The organism is Streptomyces sp. URMC 126, assembly GCF_051386555.1.
GTDB lineage: Bacteria > Actinomycetota > Actinomycetes > Streptomycetales > Streptomycetaceae > Streptomyces.
In genome coordinates this window covers 1-18,601 of the sequence record NZ_JBPQTX010000014.1, presented here as the reverse complement: position 1 = coordinate 18,601, position 18,601 = coordinate 1, and the positions used below count along the sequence as shown (strand labels likewise).

The window sequence follows — 18,601 nt, the reverse complement described above, 5'->3', positions numbered from 1 at the left end:
CGCGGGCCTGGCGTCCCCCGGCGCGCGCTGGCAGGATCCGCCCATGGCACCCCGTACCCCCTTGGTCAGGCGTCGCACCGTATGGGCGGGTGGCCTGTCCGCCGTCCTGCTCGCGCTGCTGACCTGGTCGCTGGCCGCCCCGCCGGAGGACCCGGCGCCCGGCGGGCGCGTCACCGTCGCCACGGGGGTGCCGTCCGGCGTCTACACCAAGTACGGCGCGCTGCTCAAGGAGGACCTGGCCCGGGACCTCCCGGACCTGGACGTCCGGCTGCGCCTGAGCACCGGCTCCGTCGACAATCTGCGGCAGCTCACGTCGGGCGACGCCGACTTCGCGATCGCGACCGCCGACGCCGCCGCGGACTACGTCGACAACGAGCGTCCGGGAAGCGGCCGGCTGCGGGCCTGCGCCCGCCTCTACGACGACTACATGCAGCTCGTGGTGCGCAAGGACGCCGCGACCCAGACGGTCCGGGACCTCAAGGGGCTGCGGGTCGGCGTGGGGGCCGAGGGCTCCGGGGTGCAGCTGATCACCAGGCGGCTGCTCCAGGCCGCCGGCCTGGACTTCGCCAAGGACATCACCCCGGTCCAGGTCGGCATCGACCGGATGCCGGACCTCCTGGAGAAGGGCGAGATCGACGCCTTCTTCTGGTCCGGCGGGCTGCCCACCAACGCCGTCCTGTCGCTCAGCCGCCGGATGCCCGTACGGCTGGTGCAGCTCGGGGACCTGATCGGCCCGCTGCGCACACTGGGCCGCGAGACCCGCTTCTACCGGGCCGCGGTGATGCCGGTGGACGCCTACCCGGCCATGCGGGCCTCCGAGGTGGTGAAGACCATCGCGATCGCGAACCTGCTCATCACCACCGAGGACACCGACGCGCGCCTCACCGAGGGCGTGACGCGCACGGTGATAGGGAGCCGGGACCGGATCGGCGAGGTGGTGCACGCGGCGCAGCGGGTGGACCTGCGCACGGCGGTCTTCACCGACCCGCTGCCCCTGCACGCGGGGGCGCGGCGCTACTACGTGTCGTCGAAGCCCTGACGGGCGTACGGCGTGCGGGGGCGGGGGCGGGGGCGCCTGGCTACGGCTTCTCGCGCGGGACGTCGATGGCGACCCGCAGTCCGTGCGGCTCGTTGCGCGCGTAGGCGAGGCCCGCGCCGCCCGCGGTGAGCAGGGTGCGGGCGATGGAGAGGCCCAGGCCGGACCCCGAGACGTTCTGGTGCCGGCCGCTGCGCCAGAAGCGGTCGCCGACGCGGGCGAGCTCCTCGTCCGTCAGGCCCGGCCCCTCGTCGGCGACCGTGATGACGACGCGGTCCCCCGCCGCCTCCAGGGCGACCTCGACCCGGGCGCCCTCCGGCGTGAACTTGAGGGCGTTGTCCACGACGGCGTCGAGCGCGCTGGACAGCGCGACGGGGTCGGCCCAGCCCGTGGCCGCCGCCGGGCCCGTATAGACCAGGGCCACCCGCTCGCGTTCGGCCACCGGCGACCAGGCGCCCACCCGGTCGGCGACGAGCTCCGCGATGTCCGTCAGCTGGAGGTCCCCGGCGGCGTGTTCGGCGAGCGCGAGGTCGAGGAGGTCGTCCAGCACCCGGGCCAGCCGTTTGCCCTCGGTGCGCACGGAGGCGATCTCCTCGTGCCCCTCGGGCAGGTCCAGCGCCAGCAGCTCGATCCTCAGCAGCAGGGCCGCGAGCGGGTTGCGCAGTTGGTGCGAGGCGTCCGCGACGAACGCCCGCTGCTGTTCCAGGGACTCCTCGACGTTGTCGGCCATCTCGTTGAAGGAGCGGGCGAGCCGCCGGAGTTCCGGCGGGCCGCTGTCGGCCGCCACCCGGGAGCTCAGCCGGCCGCCGGCCACGCCGTGCGCGGCGGCGTCCAGGGTGCGGACGGGCCGCAGCACCCAGCCGGTGAGCCGGAACGCGGCGACGACGGCGAGCAGCATCGCCGCCGACTCCCCCACCAGGATCAGCAGCCACTTGTGCAGGATCCAGGAACGCAGCGCCCCGGTGGGCGAGTCGGTGACGACCACCGCGACCACGTCACCGTCGCGGATCACCGGGGACGCGACGGTGAGCCGGCGGCGGTCCCAGGGCCAGACCTGCTCCGGGTCGTGGCTGCGCCGGCCGGCCAGCGCCTCCTGGAAGGCCCGCCGCCCCTCGGCGTCGGGCGGCCCCGCCCAGTTGTGCGGGGCGGCGGCCATGGCGCTGCCGTCCCGGTAGAAGACGCCGGCGCGTATGTCGTACAGGTCCTCGTAGCGGCGCAGTTCGGCCCGCAGGGTGAACAGTCGTTCGTCCACGTCGGCGGCGGTCTCGAACGGCCGGGTGGTGACGTACTGGGCGAGCGAGGCGAACCGGGCGGTGTCGTCGATCCGGTCGACCACCAGGCGCTGCTGCTGCACATTGGCCAGGCCGGCGCCGAGCGGCAGGCCGAGGGCGATCAGCACGCCGGCCATGAGGACGATGAGCAGGGGGAGGAGTCGGGCGCGCACAGGGGTGTCACGCCGAGGGGACGACGATTTTGTACCCGACGCCCCTGACCGTCTCGATCAGGGCGGGCATGCGGAGTTTGCCCCGGAGTGACGCGATGTGCACCTCCAGCGTCCGTCCCGTCCCCTCCCAACTGGTCTGCCACACCTCGCTGATGATCTGCTCCCGGCGGAAGACGACACCGGGGCGTTGGGCGAGCAGCGCCAGCAGGTCGAACTCCTTGCGGGTGAGGGGGACCGCCAGCCCGTCCACCGAGACGCGCCGGGTGGGCAGTTCGATGGTCAGGCCGCCCAGTCGGAGGGTGCTGCCCGGCGCCTCGTCCGGCCCGGGTCCGGCGCCCGGCCCCGGCGGGGTGCGCCGGGCGACGGCGTGGATACGGGCCAGCAGTTCGCCGGTGTCGTACGGCTTGACGACGTAGTCGTCCGCGCCCAGGTTCAAGCCGTGGATCTTGGAACGGGTGTCGGCCCGCGCGGTGACCATGATGACGGGAGTGCCGGTGCGCTTGCGGATCCTGCCGCAGACCTCGAACCCGTCCTGGTCGGGCAGCCCGAGGTCGAGCAGGACGACCCCGAACGGCGCGCCGTCGCCCGGCAGCAGGGCCTGCAGGGCCTCCTCGCCGTTCCGGGCGTGGGTGACGGCGAAGCCGTGCCGGGCCAGTACGGCCGACAGGGCCGCGGCGACGTGGTCGTCGTCCTCCACCAGCAGCAGTCTCATCGTCCTCCGTCGTCCTCCGTCTGCGGTCGCCTGCTTCGCCTGTGTTCGTCTGCGTTCGGCAACACCGCATCCACGCCGATGGACGCGGCGCGCGTCAAGGGGGTGCGGCCCGCCCGGGGGCTTCCGTTATCCAGCCGGTACGCCCCCGCACGCGCTTCACGCCCCCCTCACGCACGGTGTACGGCCGCAGCCGGATCGTTATGCTCAATTTCAGCTCAGATGTAATGACGCTGGTCGGGGCGGCTCACTACTGTCCTCTCATTCGAGGAGGACGGAGCGAGGAACGCCGATGAGCGAAGCACCGGTGACCAAGGACGCCAAGGCCGCCGAGGACACCGCCCCCGCCGGGGAGCCACTGGTCGTCCTGGACAAGGTCAACAAGCACTTCGGGCAACTGCATGTCCTCCAGGACATCGACCTCACCATCGCCCGGGGCGAGGTGGTCGTCGTCATCGGCCCGTCCGGTTCCGGGAAGTCGACGCTGTGCCGGACGATCAACCGGCTGGAGACGACGGACTCCGGCTCGATCACCATCGACGGCCGGCCGCTGCCCCAGGAGGGCCGGGAGCTGGCGCGGCTCCGCGCCGACGTGGGCATGGTCTTCCAGTCCTTCAACCTGTTCGCGCACAAGAGCGTTCTGGACAATGTGACGCTCGGTCAGATCAAGGTCCGGAAGAAGGACCGGAAGACGGCCGAGGCCACCGCCCGCGCCCTCCTCGACCGGGTGGGCGTCGGCGCCCAGGCGGACAAGTACCCGGCCCAGCTCTCCGGCGGCCAGCAGCAGCGCGTGGCCATCGCCCGCGCGCTGGCCATGGACCCCAAGGTGATGCTCTTCGACGAGCCGACCTCCGCCCTGGACCCGGAGATGATCAACGAGGTGCTGGAGGTGATGCAGCAGCTCGCCCGGGACGGGATGACGATGGTCGTCGTCACCCATGAGATGGGCTTCGCCCGCTCCGCCGCCAACCGCGTGGTCTTCATGGCCGACGGCCGCATCGTCGAGGAGGCGCGGCCGGACAGCTTCTTCAGCAACCCGCGCAGCGACCGGGCCAAGGACTTCCTCTCCAAGATCCTCCACCACTGAGCCCCCGCGGGCCCCGCGCCACCCCACACCCCCACGCCGTCCGGCACCGTCCTCCCCCGCAGGGCGAACGCCCGCAGAGACAAAGGATGTTCACGATGAAGCTCCGGAAGACCGCCGCCGTGGCCGCCGTGGTGGTGGCGCTGGCCGCGTCCGCGACCGCCTGCGGCAAGGACCGCGAGACCGACGACAAGCAGGACGGCGCCAAGTCCGGCTCCTCGGCGCCGGCCGTCCCGACGTACAAGGTGAACACCGCGGCGGACGTCAAGGGCTCGTCCGTCTTCGAGAAGATCAAGGGCAAGACGATCACCATCGGCACCAAGGCCGACCAGCCCTTCCTCGGTTTCGAGAACCCCAACGACAAGAAGCGGTCCGGCTTCGACGTGGAGATCGCCCGCATGATCGCGGCCGATCTCGGCTTCGACGAGGACCACATCAAGTTCAAGACGGTGACCTCCGAGGCCCGGGAGACGCAGATCGCCAACGGCGGCGTCGACCTGTACGTCGGCACGTACACCATCAACGACGAGCGCAAGAAGCAGATCGACTTCGGCGGCCCGTACTACATCGCCGGCCAGGACCTGCTCGTCAAGAAGGACAGCGACATCAAGGGCCCGGACGACATCAAGGGCAAGCGGGTCTGCTCGGCCACCGGCTCCACCCCGCTCAAGCGGATCAAGGAGGCGAAGTACGGCGCCAAGGAGGTCAAGGCCCAGCAGGGTTACCAGCTCTGCGTGCAGGAGCTGATCAACGACACCGTGGACGCGGTCACCACCGACGACGCGATCCTCAAGGGCTACGCCGCGCAGAACAAGGGCCAGCTCAAGGTCGTCGGCAGCCCGTTCTCCAAGGAGCCGTACGGCGTCGGCCTGAAGAAGGGCGACAAGGCCCTGCGCGACGCGGTCAACAACGCCCTCGAAGCCCACATGAAGAACGGCGACTGGAAGAAGGCGTACGACGCCACCCTGGGCCAGTCGGGCGCGCCCGCCCAGGAGCCGCCCGCCGTCGACCGGTACTGACGCCACCGACCGCCGCCGACCGGGCCGCCCCCGGACCCCCGACGGGGTCCCGGGGCCCCTGGCACGACCGCCACGCGATTCCGGAGAAGTGACTTGAACGTTCTGACGGACCACTTCGCGGAGTTCCGCGAAGGCTTTCTCAACACTGTCGAACTGACGGTGCTGAGCGCACTGCTGGCCCTGGTACTGGGCACCCTGATCGCCGCCTTCCGGGTCTCTCCGGTGCCCGCGCTGCGCGTCTTCGGCACGACCTGGGTGACGCTGCTGCGCAACACCCCGCTCGTGCTGCTCTTCCTCGCCGTCACCCTCGGGCTGCCGGCGCTGGGCCTCAAGGGCTGGGACTCGTTCTGGCTCGCCGTGCTGGCGCTGGGCTGCTACACCTCGGCGTTCATCTGCGAGGCCGTCCGCTCCGGCATCAACACCGTGCCGATGGGGCAGGCCGAGGCCGCCCGGTCGATCGGGATGACATTCAGTCAGACCCTGGGCCAGGTGGTGCTTCCGCAGGCGCTGCGGACCGCGATACCCCCGATCGGCAGCCTGATGATCGCGCTCGCCAAGAACACCGCCATCGCCTCGGGCTTCAACGTGGCCGAGCTCGGGGCCCTCCAGAAGCAGCTCAACGCGGACGAGGGGTACAACATCTACGTCATCTTCCTCTGGATCGCGATCTGCTACCTCATCATCACCTTCGTGATCAGCGGCCTCTTCCGGCTGCTGGAGAGCCGGATGGCGGTGGCCCGATGAGCACCAACGTCCTCTTCGACACCCCCGGCCCCAAGGCTCGCGTCCGCAACCGGGTGTACGGCGCCGTCGCGGCCCTCGCGATCCTCGGCCTCCTCGCCTTCGTCGTCCACCGGCTGGACGTGACCGGGCAGTTCCAGCACAGCCTGTGGGACACCTACCAGTACAACGACACGCAGGAACGCATCCTCGAAGGCCTGCTGACCACGCTGGAGACGTTCGCCTACGCGGCGGTGCTCTCCCTCGCGCTCGGCGCGCTGCTGGCCACGGCGCGGCTCTCCGACCACGCGCCGGTGCGCTGGGCGGCCACCGTGGTCGTGGAGTTCTTCCGCGCCATGCCGCTGCTGATCATGATCTTCCTGCTCTCCGCGGCCGTCTTCACCACCGAACCCATGTGGGCCCTGGTCATCGGCCTGACCCTGTACAACGGGTCGGTCCAGGCCGAGATCTTCCGCTCCGGCATCAAGGCCCTCCCGAAGGGCCAGAGCGAGGCCGCCTACGCCATCGGGCTGCGCAAGACGCAGGTCATGACGGGCATCCTCGTCCCGCAGGCCGTCCGCTCGATGCTGCCCTCGATCATCAGCCAGCTGGTGGTGACGCTCAAGGACACCTCCCTCGGCTTCATCATCCTCTACGAGGAACTGCTCTTCGTGGGCAAGAAGTTCGCGTCGCAGCAGGACCCGGTGGGCGGGGTCTACCCGTTCATCCCGATGGTCATCGTCTTCGGTTCGATCTACATCCTGCTCTGCCTCGCCCTGTCCGGCATCGCCAACTGGATCGAACGGCGCACGAAGCGTTCCCGTAAGGGCGCCCCTCCCGCTCCCCCCGCGTCCGCGGAGCTCGGGACCGCCCCCGGGGCAGGTCCGGCCGCCTGAGCGGGTGGTGCCCCGGTGGCACGCGACGGCTCCCGGTCCCCGCGCGGACCGGGGGGCGTACGCCACCGGCGCGCCGCCGGAGGACCACTGATCACTTGACGCAAGCACCGGCAATGGGTTGCATACGTTCTGTGATCGCGCTCCGTCTCCTCACCACCCTCGCGCCGTGGATCCGGTGATCGTCGTCGGGGCCGGCCCCGTCGGCCTCGCGCTCGCCCTGGCCCTCTCCCGTCACGAGGTGCCCGTCGTCGTCCTGGACGAGAGACCGGCCGACGACGCGGACCTCGCGGAACGGCGGCTCGCCCGCACCGCCGTGCTGCGGCCGGACACCGCCGCGATGCTGGAGCGGCTCGGCTGCACCACCGCGGAGGGCGCCCGCTGGACCGGCTGGCGCACCCTGCGCCGGCGGTCGACGGTGGCCCGGGTGGCCTTCGCCGGCCCCGACACGGGCAAGGGGGACGAACTCCCGGCGGACGACGAGGCGTTCCCCGCCGACGAGCATCCGGCCGACGAGGGCGCGCCGGCCGGGGAGCCGGGCGGCGGCCCCGCCGAGCCGCCGCCGCTGCACCTGCCGCAGCACGCGCTGGTCCGCGAGCTGCGGGCGGCGCTGGCCGCCCACACGAGCGCGCGGATCGTCCCCGGCGGCCGGGTGACGGCGCTCCGGCAGGACGGCGGCGGGGTCACCGTGGAGACCCAGGACGGGGTGGCGTGGCGGGCGCGCTACCTCGTCGGCTGCGACGGCGCCCGGTCCACCGTGCGCAAGCTGCTGGACGCGCGCTTCCCCGGGCGTACGAACGTCGAACGGTACGCCGTCGCGGCGCTGCGCACCGAGCTGCCCTGGCCGGGCGAGGCCGTGCTTCAGCGGTCGCCGCTGCGCGGCGTGGAGGTGACGGCCCGCCCCCTGCCCGACGGGGTCTGGCGGCTCGACTGGCTGCTGCCGCCGGACGGCGGACTGGTCACCCCGGAGGCCCTGCTGGGCCACGTCCACGACTCACTGGGGGCGTGGTGCGGGGACGTGCCCCCCTACGAGCTGCTGGACACCGGCGTGTACGCCGTGCACCACCGCCTCGCGCGCCGCTGGCGCGACGGGCGCGCCTTCCTCGCCGGGGACGCCGCCCACCTGCTGGGCACCTTCGGCACCCAGGGGCTCGACGAAGGGCTGCGGGACGCCGGGAACCTCGCCTGGAAGCTCGCCCTGGCCTGGCACCACGGCGCCTCGGAGGCGCTGCTCGACAGCTACGAGGTGGAGCGCAGGGAGGCGGTCGGCTGTCTGCTGCGGTCCGCCGACCGGGCGCTGCCCGCGGTCCGGGGCGCGGGCGGCTGGCGCGCGGTCCGGCGGACCGTCGTACCGGGCTCGGTGCGCGGCCACGACGCGATCCTGACGGAGGGTCACCTGGGGCGGGGGGCGCTGGCCGGGCCGGTGCTGTACGGCCGTACGCCCCTGGCGCCGTCGGCGCCGCCCGCGAGCTCGGTCCCCGTCGGCACCCCGGTCGGGGCGCCGGTGGAGGACGTACCGGTGACGGCTCCGGACGGCTCGTCCGTCCGGCTGCACGACCGGCTCGACGGCGATCTGCTCGTGGTGCTGATCGCCCCGGGGACGGGGGTCTGGGAGCGCCGGCACTGGCTGGGCGCGGGGCTGATGCCCCGGCTGGCCGCCGCCGTGGGCGGGCTGCCGATGCGGGCCGAACTGCTGGTGGCGGAGGGCTATCCGGGGGCCGCGGCGCACACCGTGCTGGTGGTCCGGCCGGACGGGTACCTGGTGGCCGCGCTCTCGGGGGTGCGGGCCGCGGAGCTCTACGCGTGCGCGGACGCCACGCGCGGCGGCGCGCCGGGGCCTGCCCCGTCGGCGGGCACGGACCTCGTCAAGGGGGCGTCGGAGGGCGCGTCAGGGAGCGGACCGGCGGGCGCGGTGGAGGCGCGCCCGGACGAGGTCCGTCCCGAAGGGGACGGCGCCGGGGCCGCCGTTCGTGAGGCTTCGGCCAAGCGTTGACCCGGATGGGCGGTCGTGGTTCACTCCGGAACGTGACTGACGGAGGCGCGCGTTTCTGGCGGAGGGTCCATGTGGACCTGCTCCGCTACGCGGGCTGTGTCTGTCGTCCGTCCTGCTGATCCGCCGACCCCGCGCGCCGCTTCCGACGGCCCGGTCGCCCGCGTCGTGCGCGGGCGCGTCCCGGCCCCGGCGCGCTCCTCCACGCGATCTTCCAGGACGGTTTCCTTGCCTTCTCCTGTCCGCCCTCCTGCCCTCCCCGCCGCGCCCCGGGGCATGCCCGCGCCCCGGTCCGGCGCGCCCTCCGAGGCCGAACTCCTCGCCTACGTACGGAGCGTGGCCGCCGACTCCGCCCTCGTCTCGTCGCTCCCCCTCGATCCCGCCGGCCGTACCTGGATCCGGCTGGACGGTCCGGGCGGGTGCGAGGCATGGCTCATCGGCTGGCCGCCCGGCGCCGGCACCGGCTGGCACGACCACGGGGGCTCGTACGGTGCCTTCGTGACCGCCGGGGGCGTCCTGACCGAGCAGTGGCTCGCCGCCCGGCTGCCCACCGAGGGGTGGAAGACGCTGGAGCTGGCGGACGGCATCGACCGCGAGCGCAGGCTCGCCGAGCGGGACGGCCGGGCGTTCGGCCCGCACCATGTGCACCAGGTCTTCAACCCGGGGTCGGGGCACGCGGTGTCCGCGCACGCCTACTACCCGCCGCTGCCGATGATGCGGCGGTACGGCAGGTCCGGGTCGCTGCTGCGGCTGGAACAGGTCGAGCGGCCGGAGGAGTGGGAGTGAGGCGCCCGGGCCTGCGGGTCGAGGAACTGCTCGCCGCCGCCCGCGCGGAGCTGGACCGGGTGTCCCCGGCCGAGGCCGCCGCCGTCCAGGCGGCCGGCGGGCTGCTGGTGGACATCCGCTACGCAGCCCTGCGGGAGCGCGACGGGACGATCCCCGGGGCGCTGGTGGTGGAGCGCAACGAGCTGGAGTGGCGGCTCGACCCCCTCTGCGAGCACCGGGCCCCGGAGGCCACGGGGCACGACCTGCCGGTGGTGGTGGTCTGCGACGAGGGGTACGCCTCGTCGCTGGCCGCCGTCTCCCTGCGGCGGCTGGGGCTGTACCGGGCCACCGACCTGGTGGGCGGCTTCCGGGCCTGGCGGGCGGCGGGGCTGCCGGTGGCCCGCTGACCCGACGAGCCGGGTGCGTGCGGGCGCGCCCGCCGCGCCGTTCGCCCCTCCGCTAGTCCTCCGCCGGCAGGTACGCGTCCAGCGCCTCGGGGTCGTCGCCCTCCTCCTCCAGCGCCCGCCGCACGACCCGGAGGGCGAGGCCCTCGGAGTAGCCCTTGCGGGCGAGCATGCCGACGAGCCGCCGCAACCGCTTCTCCCGGTCCATACCGCGGGTCGTGCGCAGTCTGCGCTCGACCAGCTCGCGGGCGGTCCGCTCCTCCTGGTCCGCGTCGAGCCGGCCGACGGCCTCGTCGACCAGCGCCGCGTCGACGCCCTTGGTGCGCAGCTCCCGGGCCAGGGCGCGACGGGCCAGCCCCCGGCCGCGGTGCCGGGAGTCCACCCAGGCGTCGGCGAACGCGGCGTCGTCGATCAGCCCCACCTCCTCGAAGCGGGACAGCACCTCCTCCGCCACCTCGTCGGGGATCCCCCGTTTGGCCAGCGCCTCCGCGAGCTGCTTCCGGGTGCGCGCGCTGCCGGTGAGCAGGCGCAGACAGATCGCCCGCGCCTGCTCCTCGGGAGGCGGTGGTGCCCCGTCTCCGGCCCTCGACGGGGACGCGGCGCCACCGCCCGTACGGTCACCGCGTTCCCCCGGGCCGCGGTGGCCGGCGCGGTGCTCAACGGCCTGTTCGGGCCAGTCGCTTCGCCGTGTCATGGGCGGCTAGCCCTTGGCCGCGGCCTTGGCCTTCCCCGTGGCCTTGGCGGCCGGGGCGGGCACGGCCTTGGCGGCCTCGGCACCGGCGGCCGCCGCGTCCGCGCCCGGCTCGCCGCCCGGCGTCTCGGGCTTCACGCCCACGCCCAGCTTCTCCTTGATCTTCTTCTCGATCTCGTTGGCGAGGTCGGGGTTGTCCTTGAGGAAGTTACGGGCGTTCTCCTTGCCCTGGCCGAGCTGGTCGCCCTCGTACGTGTACCAGGCACCGGCCTTGCGCACGAAGCCGTGCTCCACACCCATGTCGATCAGGCCGCCCTCGCGGCTGATGCCCTGGCCGTAGAGGATGTCGAACTCGGCCTGCTTGAAGGGCGGCGCGACCTTGTTCTTGACGACCTTGCAGCGGGTGCGGTTGCCGACCGCCTCCGTGCCGTCCTTCAGGGTCTCGATGCGGCGGATGTCGATGCGCACCGAGGCGTAGAACTTGAGCGCCCGGCCACCGGTCGTGGTCTCGGGGGAGCCGAACATCACGCCGATCTTCTCGCGGAGCTGGTTGATGAAGATCGCGGTGGTCTTGGACTGGTTGAGCGCACTGGTGATCTTCCGGAGCGCCTGGCTCATCAGCCGGGCCTGGAGACCCACGTGCGAGTCGCCCATCTCGCCCTCGATCTCCGCGCGCGGCACCAGGGCGGCCACGGAGTCGATGACGATCAGGTCGAGCGCGCCGGAGCGCACCAGCATGTCGACGATCTCCAGCGCCTGCTCGCCGTTGTCCGGCTGGGACAGGATCAGGTTGTCGATGTCGACGCCGAGCTTCTTGGCGTACTCCGGGTCGAGCGCGTGCTCCGCGTCGACGAAGGCCACCGTGCCGCCGGCCCGCTGCGCGTTGGCGACCGCGTGCAGAGTGAGGGTCGTCTTACCGGAGGACTCCGGGCCGTAGACCTCCACCACGCGGCCCCGGGGCAGCCCGCCGACGCCGAGGGCGACGTCGAGAGCGGTCGACCCGGTGGAGATGACCTCGATGGGCTCGTTGGGACGCTCACCGAGGCGCATCACGGCGCCCTTGCCGAATTGCCGTTCGATTTGCGCGAGCGCGGCGTCGAGCGCCTTCTCGCGGTCCGTGCCTGCCATGGGTTCCACCCGGTTCGTTTGAGTCGATCGCTTCACGTCCACGACGCTAGCGCCTGCCACTGACAACGGGCCCGGGCACCGCGCTGACCTGGAGAAACACCATGCATCCACCGGCCCGGACCATCCATGAGAATGGATGTTCGATTTTTGTGTCAAACGCGCCACGCGGATCCGGGGGAACGGGAATCCGGCGCGCGTGCGGAGCCGGAAGGAAGGTGGGCACAGGGGCGGGGCCGGGGGGCAGGCAGGGCAGAGACCGGGCGAGCCCCGGAAACAGGCACGCCCGTCGGCGGGCTCAGCGCCGGTCGGCGGGGATCTCCATCGCCCGGCACACCGCACGCCACACGTCCTTGGCCTCCCAGCCCGCGTCGAGCGCCTCGCGCACCGTCCTGCCGCCCAGCTCCGACATCACGTGGTCACGTGCGAAGGAGTCGGCGTACGCCGCCCCGAAGTGGTCGGCCATTCGCTGCCAGAAGTCCGTCAACCGCATGTACGCAGGGTAAGCCGTCACCCGCCGGAGCCGGACACGCCGACCGAACCGAGGCCGCCGCCCGGTTCCGCCGCACCGGGCGGCCCCGGGACCCCGCACGTCAACCGCGTGCCCCGCGTCCGACGCCCCTGCGGGTGCAGCCGGGCGCGAGCCGCTGACCGGGGGCGTTCCGGGCCCTACGGTCTGTTCCATGGCACCGTCCGGAGCATCCCCCGCAGCCCGCGCCGAAGACTTCATCTGGCTGACCGCCCGCGTCCTCGAACAGCGCAGATTCGCCTACCACTTCCGCGACGGCAGCCCCGACGCCGTCGAGGCGGCCCTCACGGCCTACCGGGGCGACGACGGCGGCTACGGGCACGCGCTCGACCCCGACCTGCGCGGTCCGGTGAGCCAGCCGCACCACACCGCGCACGCGCTGCGCGTCCTGGACGAGATCGGCCGCTGCGGGGACCGCCGGGCCGAGGCCGTCTGCCGCTTCCTCACCGCGGTCTCCACCCCGGACGGCGCCCTGCCCGCCCTGCACCCCGCGTCCGCCGGGTGGCCGGCCGCCCCCTGGCACCCGGCGGCCGGTGCCCGGGCCACCACCGGCTCCCTGCTGACCACCGGCCCGGTGGTGGGCCTGCTGCACCGCAACGCCGTGTGGCACGCCTGGCTGTTCCGCGCCACGGACTTCTGCTGGGCCGCGATCGAGGCGCTCACCCTCGGCGGCCGGCCGCACCCGTACGAGGTCGAGGCGGCGGTCGCGTTCCTCGACGGCGTCCCCGACCGCAAGCGGGCCGAGGCCGCCGCCGACCGGCTCGGCCGGGTGGTGCGGGAGCAGCGGCTGGCCGTCCTGGACCCGGACCGGCCGGGCGCGGCGGAGGGCACCCGGCCGCCCGCGCACTACCCGCACGACTTCGCGCGGAGTCCCGACTCCCGGGCCCGGCCGTGGTTCACCGACAGCGAGCTCGAACGGTCGCTGGACCACCTCGCCGCCGCCCAGCAGGAGGACGGCGGCTGGCCGCTGCGGCGGCGCGCCTGGGCGCCCGGCACCGCCCTGGAAGGGCGTCCGGTGGCCACCATCGAGGCGCTCCTGACCCTGCGGGCCCACGGCCGCGGCGCCTGCCTGCCGGCCCCCCGGGCCTGCGCCGAACGGCGCTGACCTGCGCTTTCCCGGCGGCTTCGGGGCATTGTCAGTGCCTCGGTGCACGATGGGGGGCATGACGGAAGACGCGGCCGACCCGGCCGGTTCGGCGACGCCCCCCGCGGGGGGCGCGGCCCTCGACGGCTTCTCCCCCGCGACCCGCTCCTGGTTCACGGGCGCCTTCCCCGCGCCCACGGCCGCCCAGGCCGGTGCCTGGCGGGCCCTCTCCGAGGGCTCGGACGTGCTGGTCGTCGCCCCCACGGGCTCCGGCAAGACGCTCGCCGCCTTCCTCGCCTCGCTGGACCGGCTGGCGAGCACCCCGCCGCCCGCCGAGCGCGCCAAGCGCTGCCGGGTCCTGTACGTCTCGCCGCTCAAGGCCCTCGCGGTCGACGTCGAGCGCAACCTGCGCAGCCCGCTCACCGGCATCCGGCAGGAGGCCGTCCGGCTCGGGCTGCCCGAGCCGGAGATCCGGGTCGGCATCCGCTCCGGCGACACCCCGGCCGCCGAGCGCCGCGCCCTGGTCACCCGCCCCCCGGACATCCTGATCACGACCCCCGAGTCGCTGTTCCTGATGCTCACCTCCGCCGCGCGGGAGGCGCTCTCCGGGGTGGAGACGGTGATCCTCGACGAGGTGCACGCCGTCGCCGGGACGAAGCGCGGCGCCCATCTCGCCCTCTCCCTGGAGCGGCTGGACACGCTCCTCCCCCGCCCGGCCCGGCGCATCGGCCTGTCCGCCACCGTCCGCCCGGTGGAAGAGGTGGCCCGCTACCTGTCGCCCCGGCGCAAGGTGGAGATCGTCCAGCCGCCCTCGGGCAAGGAGTTCGACCTCTCCGTCGTCGTCCCGGTGGAAGACCTGGGCGAGCTGGGCGCCTCGCCCGTCCAGGAGGGGGACGAGCGGGAGAAGCCGTCGATCTGGCCGCACGTCGAGGAGCGCATCGCCGACCTCGTCCAGGCGCACCGCTCCACGATCGTCTTCGCCAACTCCCGCCGCCTGGCCGAGCGGCTGTGCAACCGGCTGAACGAGATCGCCCACGAACGCGCCACCGGCGAGCCGCTGCCCGAGCACCACGCCCCCGCCGAGCTGATGGCCCAGTCCGGCGCCGCCCACGGCGCCCCGCCGGTCCTCGCCCGGGCACACCACGGCTCGGTCTCCAAGGAGCAGCGCGCCCTGGTCGAGGAAGACCTCAAGGCGGGCCGGCTGCCCGCCGTCGTCGCCACCTCCAGCCTGGAGCTGGGCATCGACATGGGCGCCGTCGACCTCGTCGTCCAGGTCGAGTCGCCGCCGTCGGTCGCCTCCGGCCTCCAGCGCGTCGGCCGCGCCGGACACCAGGTCGGCGCGGTCTCCACGGGTGTGGTCTTCCCCAAGTACCGGGGCGATCTGGTGCAGGCGGCCGTGGTGACGGAGCGGATGCGCCAGGGGGCCATCGAGTCCCTGCGCGTGCCCGCCAACCCGCTGGACGTGCTGGCGCAGCAGATCGTCGCCATCACGGCCATGGACACCTGGGACGTCGACGAACTGCTCGCCCTGGTGCGGCGCGCCGCCCCGTTCGCCGCGCTGCCGGAGTCCGCCTACACCGGGGTGCTCGACATGCTCGCCGGGCGCTATCCGTCCGACGCCTTCGCCGAGCTACGGCCCCGGCTGGTCTGGGACCGCGTCGCCGGCACGGTCACCGGCCGCCCGGGCGCGCAGCGCCTGGCCGTCACCAGCGGCGGCACCATCCCCGACCGCGGCCTCTTCGGCGTCTTCCTCGCCGGCTCGGACCCCAAGAAGGGCGGCGGCCGGGTCGGCGAGCTGGACGAGGAGATGGTGTACGAGTCCCGGGTGGGCGACGTGTTCACCCTGGGAACGACGTCCTGGCGCATCGAGGACATCACCCGCGACCGCGTCCTCGTCACCCCCGCCCCGGGCGTCCCCGGCCGGCTGCCCTTCTGGAAGGGCGACCAGTTGGGCCGCCCGCTGGAGCTGGGCCGGGAGCTGGGCGCGTTCCTCCGCGAGATCGGCGGCGCCGCCCCGGAGGAGGCCCGCGCCCGGCTCACCGCCGCCGGGCTCGACACCTGGGCCGCCGACAACGTCCTGGCCTACCTCGACGAGCAGCGCCGCGCCTGCGGCCACGTGCCCGACGACAGGACGATCGTCGTCGAGCGCTTCCGGGACGAGCTGGGCGACTGGCGGGTCGTCGTCCACTCCCCGTTCGGCGCCCAGGTGCACGCCCCCTGGGCGCTGGCCCTCGGCGCCCGGCTCGCCGAGCGCTACGGCATGGACGCCCAGGTGATGCACGCCGACGACGGCATCGTGCTGCGCCTGCCGGACGCCGATCTGCTGGGCCTGGACCTGCTCGACACCGACCCGGCCCGGCAGGGCACCGAGTACGACGACGGGCAGTCCCCGGTCGGGGCGGCCGACGTCGTCTTCGACCGCAACGAGATCGGCGGCATCGTCACCGACCAGGTGGGCGGCTCCGCGCTGTTCGCGGCACGCTTCCGCGAGTGCGCCGCCCGCGCGCTCCTGCTCCCCCGCCGCAACCCCGGCAAGCGCACCCCGCTGTGGCAGCAGCGGCAGCGGGCGGCCCAGCTGATGGAGGTGGCGAGCGAGTTCGGATCGTTCCCGATCGTCCTGGAGGCCGTCCGCGAGTGCCTCCAGGACGTCTTCGACGTCCCCGGGCTCACCGAGCTCATGGGCGACGTCGAGGCCCGCCGGGTGCGCCTCGTCGAGGTCACGACGCCCGAGCCGTCGCCGTTCGCCCGCTCGCTGCTGTTCGGCTACGTAGCCCAGTTCCTCTACGAGGGCGACTCCCCGCTCGCCGAGCGCCGGGCCGCCGCCCTCTCCCTCGACTCGCGGCTGCTCGCCGAGCTGCTGGGCCAGGCCGAGCTCCGCGAGCTGCTGGACGCCGACGTCCTCGCCGAGCTGGAGGCCGAGCTCCAGTGGCGCACCGAGGACCGCCGGGTCAAGGACGCCGAGGGCGTGGCCGACCTGCTGCGGATCCTCGGCCCCCTGACCGACGGGGAGCTGGCCGAGCGCGGCGCCGAACCGGCGTGGGCGGACGAGCTGTCCGCCACCCGCCGCGCCCTGCGGGTACGGATCGCCGGACGCGACCACTGGGCGGCCGTCGAGGACGCGGGGCGGCTCCGCGACGCCCTGGGCACCGCCCTGCCGGTGGGCGTCCCGGAAGCGTTCACCGAGCCCGTCAAGGACCCGCTGGGCGACCTCCTCGCCCGGTACGCCCGTACGCACGGGCCGTTCACCTCGGCCCAGGCCGCCGCCCGCTTCGGCCTCGGCACCGCGGTCACGGACGGGGCCCTGCAACGCCTGGCGGCCGGCGGCCGGGTCGTCCAGGGCGAGTTCCACCCCGCGGGCATCGGCCAGGAGTGGTGCGACGCCACGGTCCTGCGCCGGCTGCGCCGCCGTTCGCTCGCGGCGCTCCGGCAGGAGCTGGAGCCCGTGCCGCCCACGGCGCTCGCCGCCTTCCTCCCCCAGTGGCAGCACATCGGGGGCCACGAGCTGCGGGGCGTCGACGGACTCCTGCGCGCCGTCGAGCAGTTGCAGGGCGCGCCCGTCCCCGCGTCGGCCCTGGAGAAGCTCGTCCTGCCCGCGCGGGTGTCCGACTACTCCCCGGCGCTGCTGGACGAACTCACCGCCGCCGGCGAGGTCGTCTGGGCCGGCGCGGGCGCCCTCCCCGGCAAGGACGGCTGGGTCTCCCTCCTGCCGGCCGACACGGCGCCGCTGCTGCTGCCCGAGCCGCACCCGCTGGAGCTCACGCCGTTGCACCGCGCGGTGCTCGACGCGCTCTCCGGCGGCTACGGCCTGTTCTTCCGTCAGATCGCCGACCGCGTCCGCGCGGCGCACCAGGAGCCCGACGGATCGCCGCCGAGCGACGCCCGGCTGGCCGACGTGGTCTGGGACCTCGCCTGGACGGGCCGGCTCACCAACGACACGCTCGCGCCGCTGCGCGCGCTCCTCGGCTCGGGCCGCACGGCGGGCTCGACCGCGCACCGCGCCAAACGGGCGGTGCCACGCGGGCGTTACGGCGCGCTCGCCGCGCGCACCGCCCTGGCCGCCACCGGCCGGCCCACCGCGTCCCGCGGCGGCCCCCCGACCGTCGCCGGCCGCTGGTCGCTGCTCCCGGAGCCCGAGGGCGACACCACCCACCGCGCCCACGCCCTGGCCCGCACCCTCCTCGACCGGCACGGTGTGGTCACCCGCGGCGCCGTCGCCGCCGAGGGCGTGGCGGGCGGCTTCTCCGCCGCCTACCGGGTGCTGTCCGCCTTCGAGGACAGCGGGCAGGCCCGCCGCGGTTACGTCGTCGAGGGCCTGGGCGCCGCCCAGTTCGCCATGGAGGGCGCGATCGACCGGCTGCGCGCCGCCGCCACCGCCCGCGAGCGCGCCGAAGGCGGCGCGGCGGGCCCCGTCCCGCCCGCGCCCGGCCGTCCGGCCCGCCGCCGCGCGGTGGTCCTGGCCGCCGCCGACCCCGCGAACGCCTACGGCGCCGCGCTCCCGTGGCCCGACCCGCCGGCGGGTGCCTCGCACAAACCGGGCCGCAAGGCGGGCTCGCTCGTCGTCCTCCTCGACGGCGCGCTCGCCCTGTACATGGAACGCGGCGGGAAGACCCTGCTGGCCTGGCCCGGCACGGCGGGCGGGGACGGCACGGCACCGGCGGACGCCGACGACCCCGGTCTGCGGGAGGCCGCCGAGGCCCTGGCCGGCGCGGCCCGCGCGGGTGCGCTCGGCACGGTCACCGTGGAGCGGATCAACGGGGCCCCGGCCCTCGGTTCCCCGCTGAGCGGGCTGCTGGAGTCGGCGGGCTTCCACGCGACGCCGAAGGGGTTGCGGCTGCGGGCGCCCTGACCGGGGCAGGGCATACGTCCGCTCCGGCCAGGGGGCAGTCGGCCCGGATCGGCTGCGGCCTCAGCCTCGGCCCCGCCCACGAGGCAAGCCCCCGAAGCCGGGCCCGTTAAGCCGGTCTCCCTGAGACCGGACCGGATCCATGAGCCCGGGCCCCTGACGCCAGATCCAGGAGGCCGGGGCCATGACCATGAGGTCCAGCCCATGAAGTAAGACCGGAGCAATCCGGCCGACCCCGACAAACCCACCCAGGCCCGCCCCGCAC

Annotated in this window: 16 protein-coding genes; 11 read left to right on the top strand and 5 right to left on the bottom strand. The window is 74.2% G+C overall.

The genetic code is table 11. The features are described from left to right. Positions 1 to 43 precede the first annotated feature (43 nt). Positions 44 to 1,039 (top strand): TAXI family TRAP transporter solute-binding subunit, encoded by a 996-nt coding sequence (locus ACSNOK_RS03385; RefSeq protein ID WP_436779022.1) that lies wholly within the window; start codon positions 44 to 46, stop codon positions 1,037 to 1,039. Between the two features lie 40 nt (positions 1,040 to 1,079). On the opposite strand, the gene ACSNOK_RS03380 is transcribed toward ACSNOK_RS03385, so the two are convergent. Together ACSNOK_RS03380 and ACSNOK_RS03375 are read right to left on the bottom strand one after the other, a co-directional pair. Next, a complete protein-coding gene (locus ACSNOK_RS03380; RefSeq protein ID WP_436779021.1) occupies positions 1,080 to 2,480 on the bottom strand; it encodes an ATP-binding protein in 1,401 nt (466 codons plus the stop codon). A 7-nt stretch (positions 2,481 to 2,487) separates the two neighbouring features. Next, positions 2,488 to 3,192 carry a response regulator transcription factor gene (locus tag ACSNOK_RS03375; protein WP_436779020.1) on the bottom strand — a complete coding sequence of 235 codons (705 nt, stop codon included), beginning with the start codon at positions 3,190 to 3,192 and terminating at the stop codon, positions 2,488 to 2,490. Positions 3,193 to 3,481: 289 nt separating this feature from the next. On the opposite strand from ACSNOK_RS03375, the gene ACSNOK_RS03370 reads away from it, so the two are divergent. The 8 genes from ACSNOK_RS03370 to ACSNOK_RS03335 all read left to right on the top strand — a co-directional run bounded on the left by ACSNOK_RS03370 (position 3,482) and on the right by ACSNOK_RS03335 (position 10,067). Continuing rightward, positions 3,482 to 4,276, top strand: a complete 795-nt coding sequence (locus ACSNOK_RS03370) for an amino acid ABC transporter ATP-binding protein (RefSeq protein WP_436779019.1) — start codon at positions 3,482 to 3,484, stop codon at positions 4,274 to 4,276. 95 nt (positions 4,277 to 4,371) lie between these two features. Further along, on the top strand, positions 4,372 to 5,292 hold the full coding sequence (locus ACSNOK_RS03365) for a glutamate ABC transporter substrate-binding protein (protein ID WP_436779018.1): 921 nt from the start codon (positions 4,372 to 4,374) through the stop codon (positions 5,290 to 5,292). 93 nt (positions 5,293 to 5,385) lie between these two features. Continuing rightward, positions 5,386 to 6,036 carry an amino acid ABC transporter permease gene (locus tag ACSNOK_RS03360; RefSeq protein WP_436779017.1) on the top strand — a complete coding sequence of 217 codons (651 nt, stop codon included), beginning with the start codon at positions 5,386 to 5,388 and terminating at the stop codon, positions 6,034 to 6,036. Further along, the gene (locus tag ACSNOK_RS03355) at positions 6,033 to 6,908 is read left to right on the top strand and encodes an amino acid ABC transporter permease (protein WP_436779016.1); all 876 of its coding nucleotides are present in this window, start codon (positions 6,033 to 6,035) and stop codon (positions 6,906 to 6,908) included. The genes ACSNOK_RS03360 and ACSNOK_RS03355 overlap by 4 nt, the downstream gene beginning before the upstream one ends. A 166-nt stretch (positions 6,909 to 7,074) precedes the next feature. Beyond that, on the top strand, positions 7,075 to 8,898 hold the full coding sequence (locus tag ACSNOK_RS03350) for an FAD-dependent oxidoreductase (RefSeq protein WP_436779015.1): 1,824 nt from the start codon (positions 7,075 to 7,077) through the stop codon (positions 8,896 to 8,898). 5 nt (positions 8,899 to 8,903) lie between these two features. Then, complete coding sequence (locus ACSNOK_RS03345; protein WP_436779014.1) at positions 8,904 to 9,017, top strand: putative leader peptide; 114 nt, start codon at positions 8,904 to 8,906, stop codon at positions 9,015 to 9,017. 154 nt (positions 9,018 to 9,171) lie between these two features. Beyond that, positions 9,172 to 9,681, top strand: a complete 510-nt coding sequence (locus ACSNOK_RS03340; RefSeq protein ID WP_436779043.1) for a cysteine dioxygenase — start codon at positions 9,172 to 9,174, stop codon at positions 9,679 to 9,681. Continuing rightward, a complete protein-coding gene (locus ACSNOK_RS03335; RefSeq protein WP_436779013.1) occupies positions 9,678 to 10,067 on the top strand; it encodes a rhodanese-like domain-containing protein in 390 nt (129 codons plus the stop codon). The genes ACSNOK_RS03340 and ACSNOK_RS03335 overlap by 4 nt, the downstream gene beginning before the upstream one ends. Positions 10,068 to 10,119: 52 nt before the next feature. Here ACSNOK_RS03335 and recX read toward each other — a convergent pair whose 3' ends face one another. The 3 genes from recX to ACSNOK_RS03320 all read right to left on the bottom strand — a co-directional run bounded on the left by recX (position 10,120) and on the right by ACSNOK_RS03320 (position 12,373). Then, complete coding sequence (recX, locus tag ACSNOK_RS03330; protein WP_436779012.1) at positions 10,120 to 10,758, bottom strand: recombination regulator RecX; 639 nt, start codon at positions 10,756 to 10,758, stop codon at positions 10,120 to 10,122. 6 nt (positions 10,759 to 10,764) lie between these two features. After that, on the bottom strand, positions 10,765 to 11,883 hold the full coding sequence (gene recA, locus ACSNOK_RS03325; RefSeq protein WP_436779011.1) for a recombinase RecA: 1,119 nt from the start codon (positions 11,881 to 11,883) through the stop codon (positions 10,765 to 10,767). A 295-nt stretch (positions 11,884 to 12,178) separates the two neighbouring features. Continuing rightward, entirely contained in the window at positions 12,179 to 12,373 is a 195-nt protein-coding gene (locus ACSNOK_RS03320) for a DUF3046 domain-containing protein (RefSeq protein ID WP_436779010.1), read from the bottom strand. A gap of 190 nt (positions 12,374 to 12,563) precedes the next feature. On the opposite strand from ACSNOK_RS03320, the gene ACSNOK_RS03315 reads away from it, so the two are divergent. Then, complete coding sequence (locus ACSNOK_RS03315; RefSeq protein WP_436779009.1) at positions 12,564 to 13,514, top strand: hypothetical protein; 951 nt, start codon at positions 12,564 to 12,566, stop codon at positions 13,512 to 13,514. Positions 13,515 to 13,572: 58 nt separating this feature from the next. Continuing rightward, positions 13,573 to 18,339 carry an ATP-dependent helicase gene (locus tag ACSNOK_RS03310; RefSeq protein ID WP_436779008.1) on the top strand — a complete coding sequence of 1,589 codons (4,767 nt, stop codon included), beginning with the start codon at positions 13,573 to 13,575 and terminating at the stop codon, positions 18,337 to 18,339. Positions 18,340 to 18,601 lie beyond the last annotated feature (262 nt).

Bases quoted from the DNA above. Each gene is read 5' to 3' on its own strand.
- ACSNOK_RS03385 (WP_436779022.1), top strand. From the start codon at position 44: ATGGCACCCCGTACCCCCTTGGTCAGGCGTCGCACCGTATGGGCGGGT.
- ACSNOK_RS03375 (WP_436779020.1), bottom strand. From the start codon at position 3,192: ATGAGACTGCTGCTGGTGGAGGACGACGACCACGTCGCCGCGGCCCTG.
- ACSNOK_RS03370 (WP_436779019.1), top strand. From the start codon at position 3,482: ATGAGCGAAGCACCGGTGACCAAGGACGCCAAGGCCGCCGAGGACACC.
- ACSNOK_RS03365 (WP_436779018.1), top strand. From the start codon at position 4,372: ATGAAGCTCCGGAAGACCGCCGCCGTGGCCGCCGTGGTGGTGGCGCTG.
- ACSNOK_RS03355 (WP_436779016.1), top strand. From the start codon at position 6,033: ATGAGCACCAACGTCCTCTTCGACACCCCCGGCCCCAAGGCTCGCGTC.
- ACSNOK_RS03345 (WP_436779014.1), top strand. From the start codon at position 8,904: ATGGGCGGTCGTGGTTCACTCCGGAACGTGACTGACGGAGGCGCGCGT.
- ACSNOK_RS03340 (WP_436779043.1), top strand. From the start codon at position 9,172: ATGCCCGCGCCCCGGTCCGGCGCGCCCTCCGAGGCCGAACTCCTCGCC.
- recX (WP_436779012.1), bottom strand. From the start codon at position 10,758: ATGACACGGCGAAGCGACTGGCCCGAACAGGCCGTTGAGCACCGCGCC.
- recA (WP_436779011.1), bottom strand. From the start codon at position 11,883: ATGGCAGGCACGGACCGCGAGAAGGCGCTCGACGCCGCGCTCGCGCAA.
- ACSNOK_RS03320 (WP_436779010.1), bottom strand. From the start codon at position 12,373: ATGCGGTTGACGGACTTCTGGCAGCGAATGGCCGACCACTTCGGGGCG.
- ACSNOK_RS03315 (WP_436779009.1), top strand. From the start codon at position 12,564: ATGGCACCGTCCGGAGCATCCCCCGCAGCCCGCGCCGAAGACTTCATC.
- ACSNOK_RS03310 (WP_436779008.1), top strand. From the start codon at position 13,573: ATGACGGAAGACGCGGCCGACCCGGCCGGTTCGGCGACGCCCCCCGCG.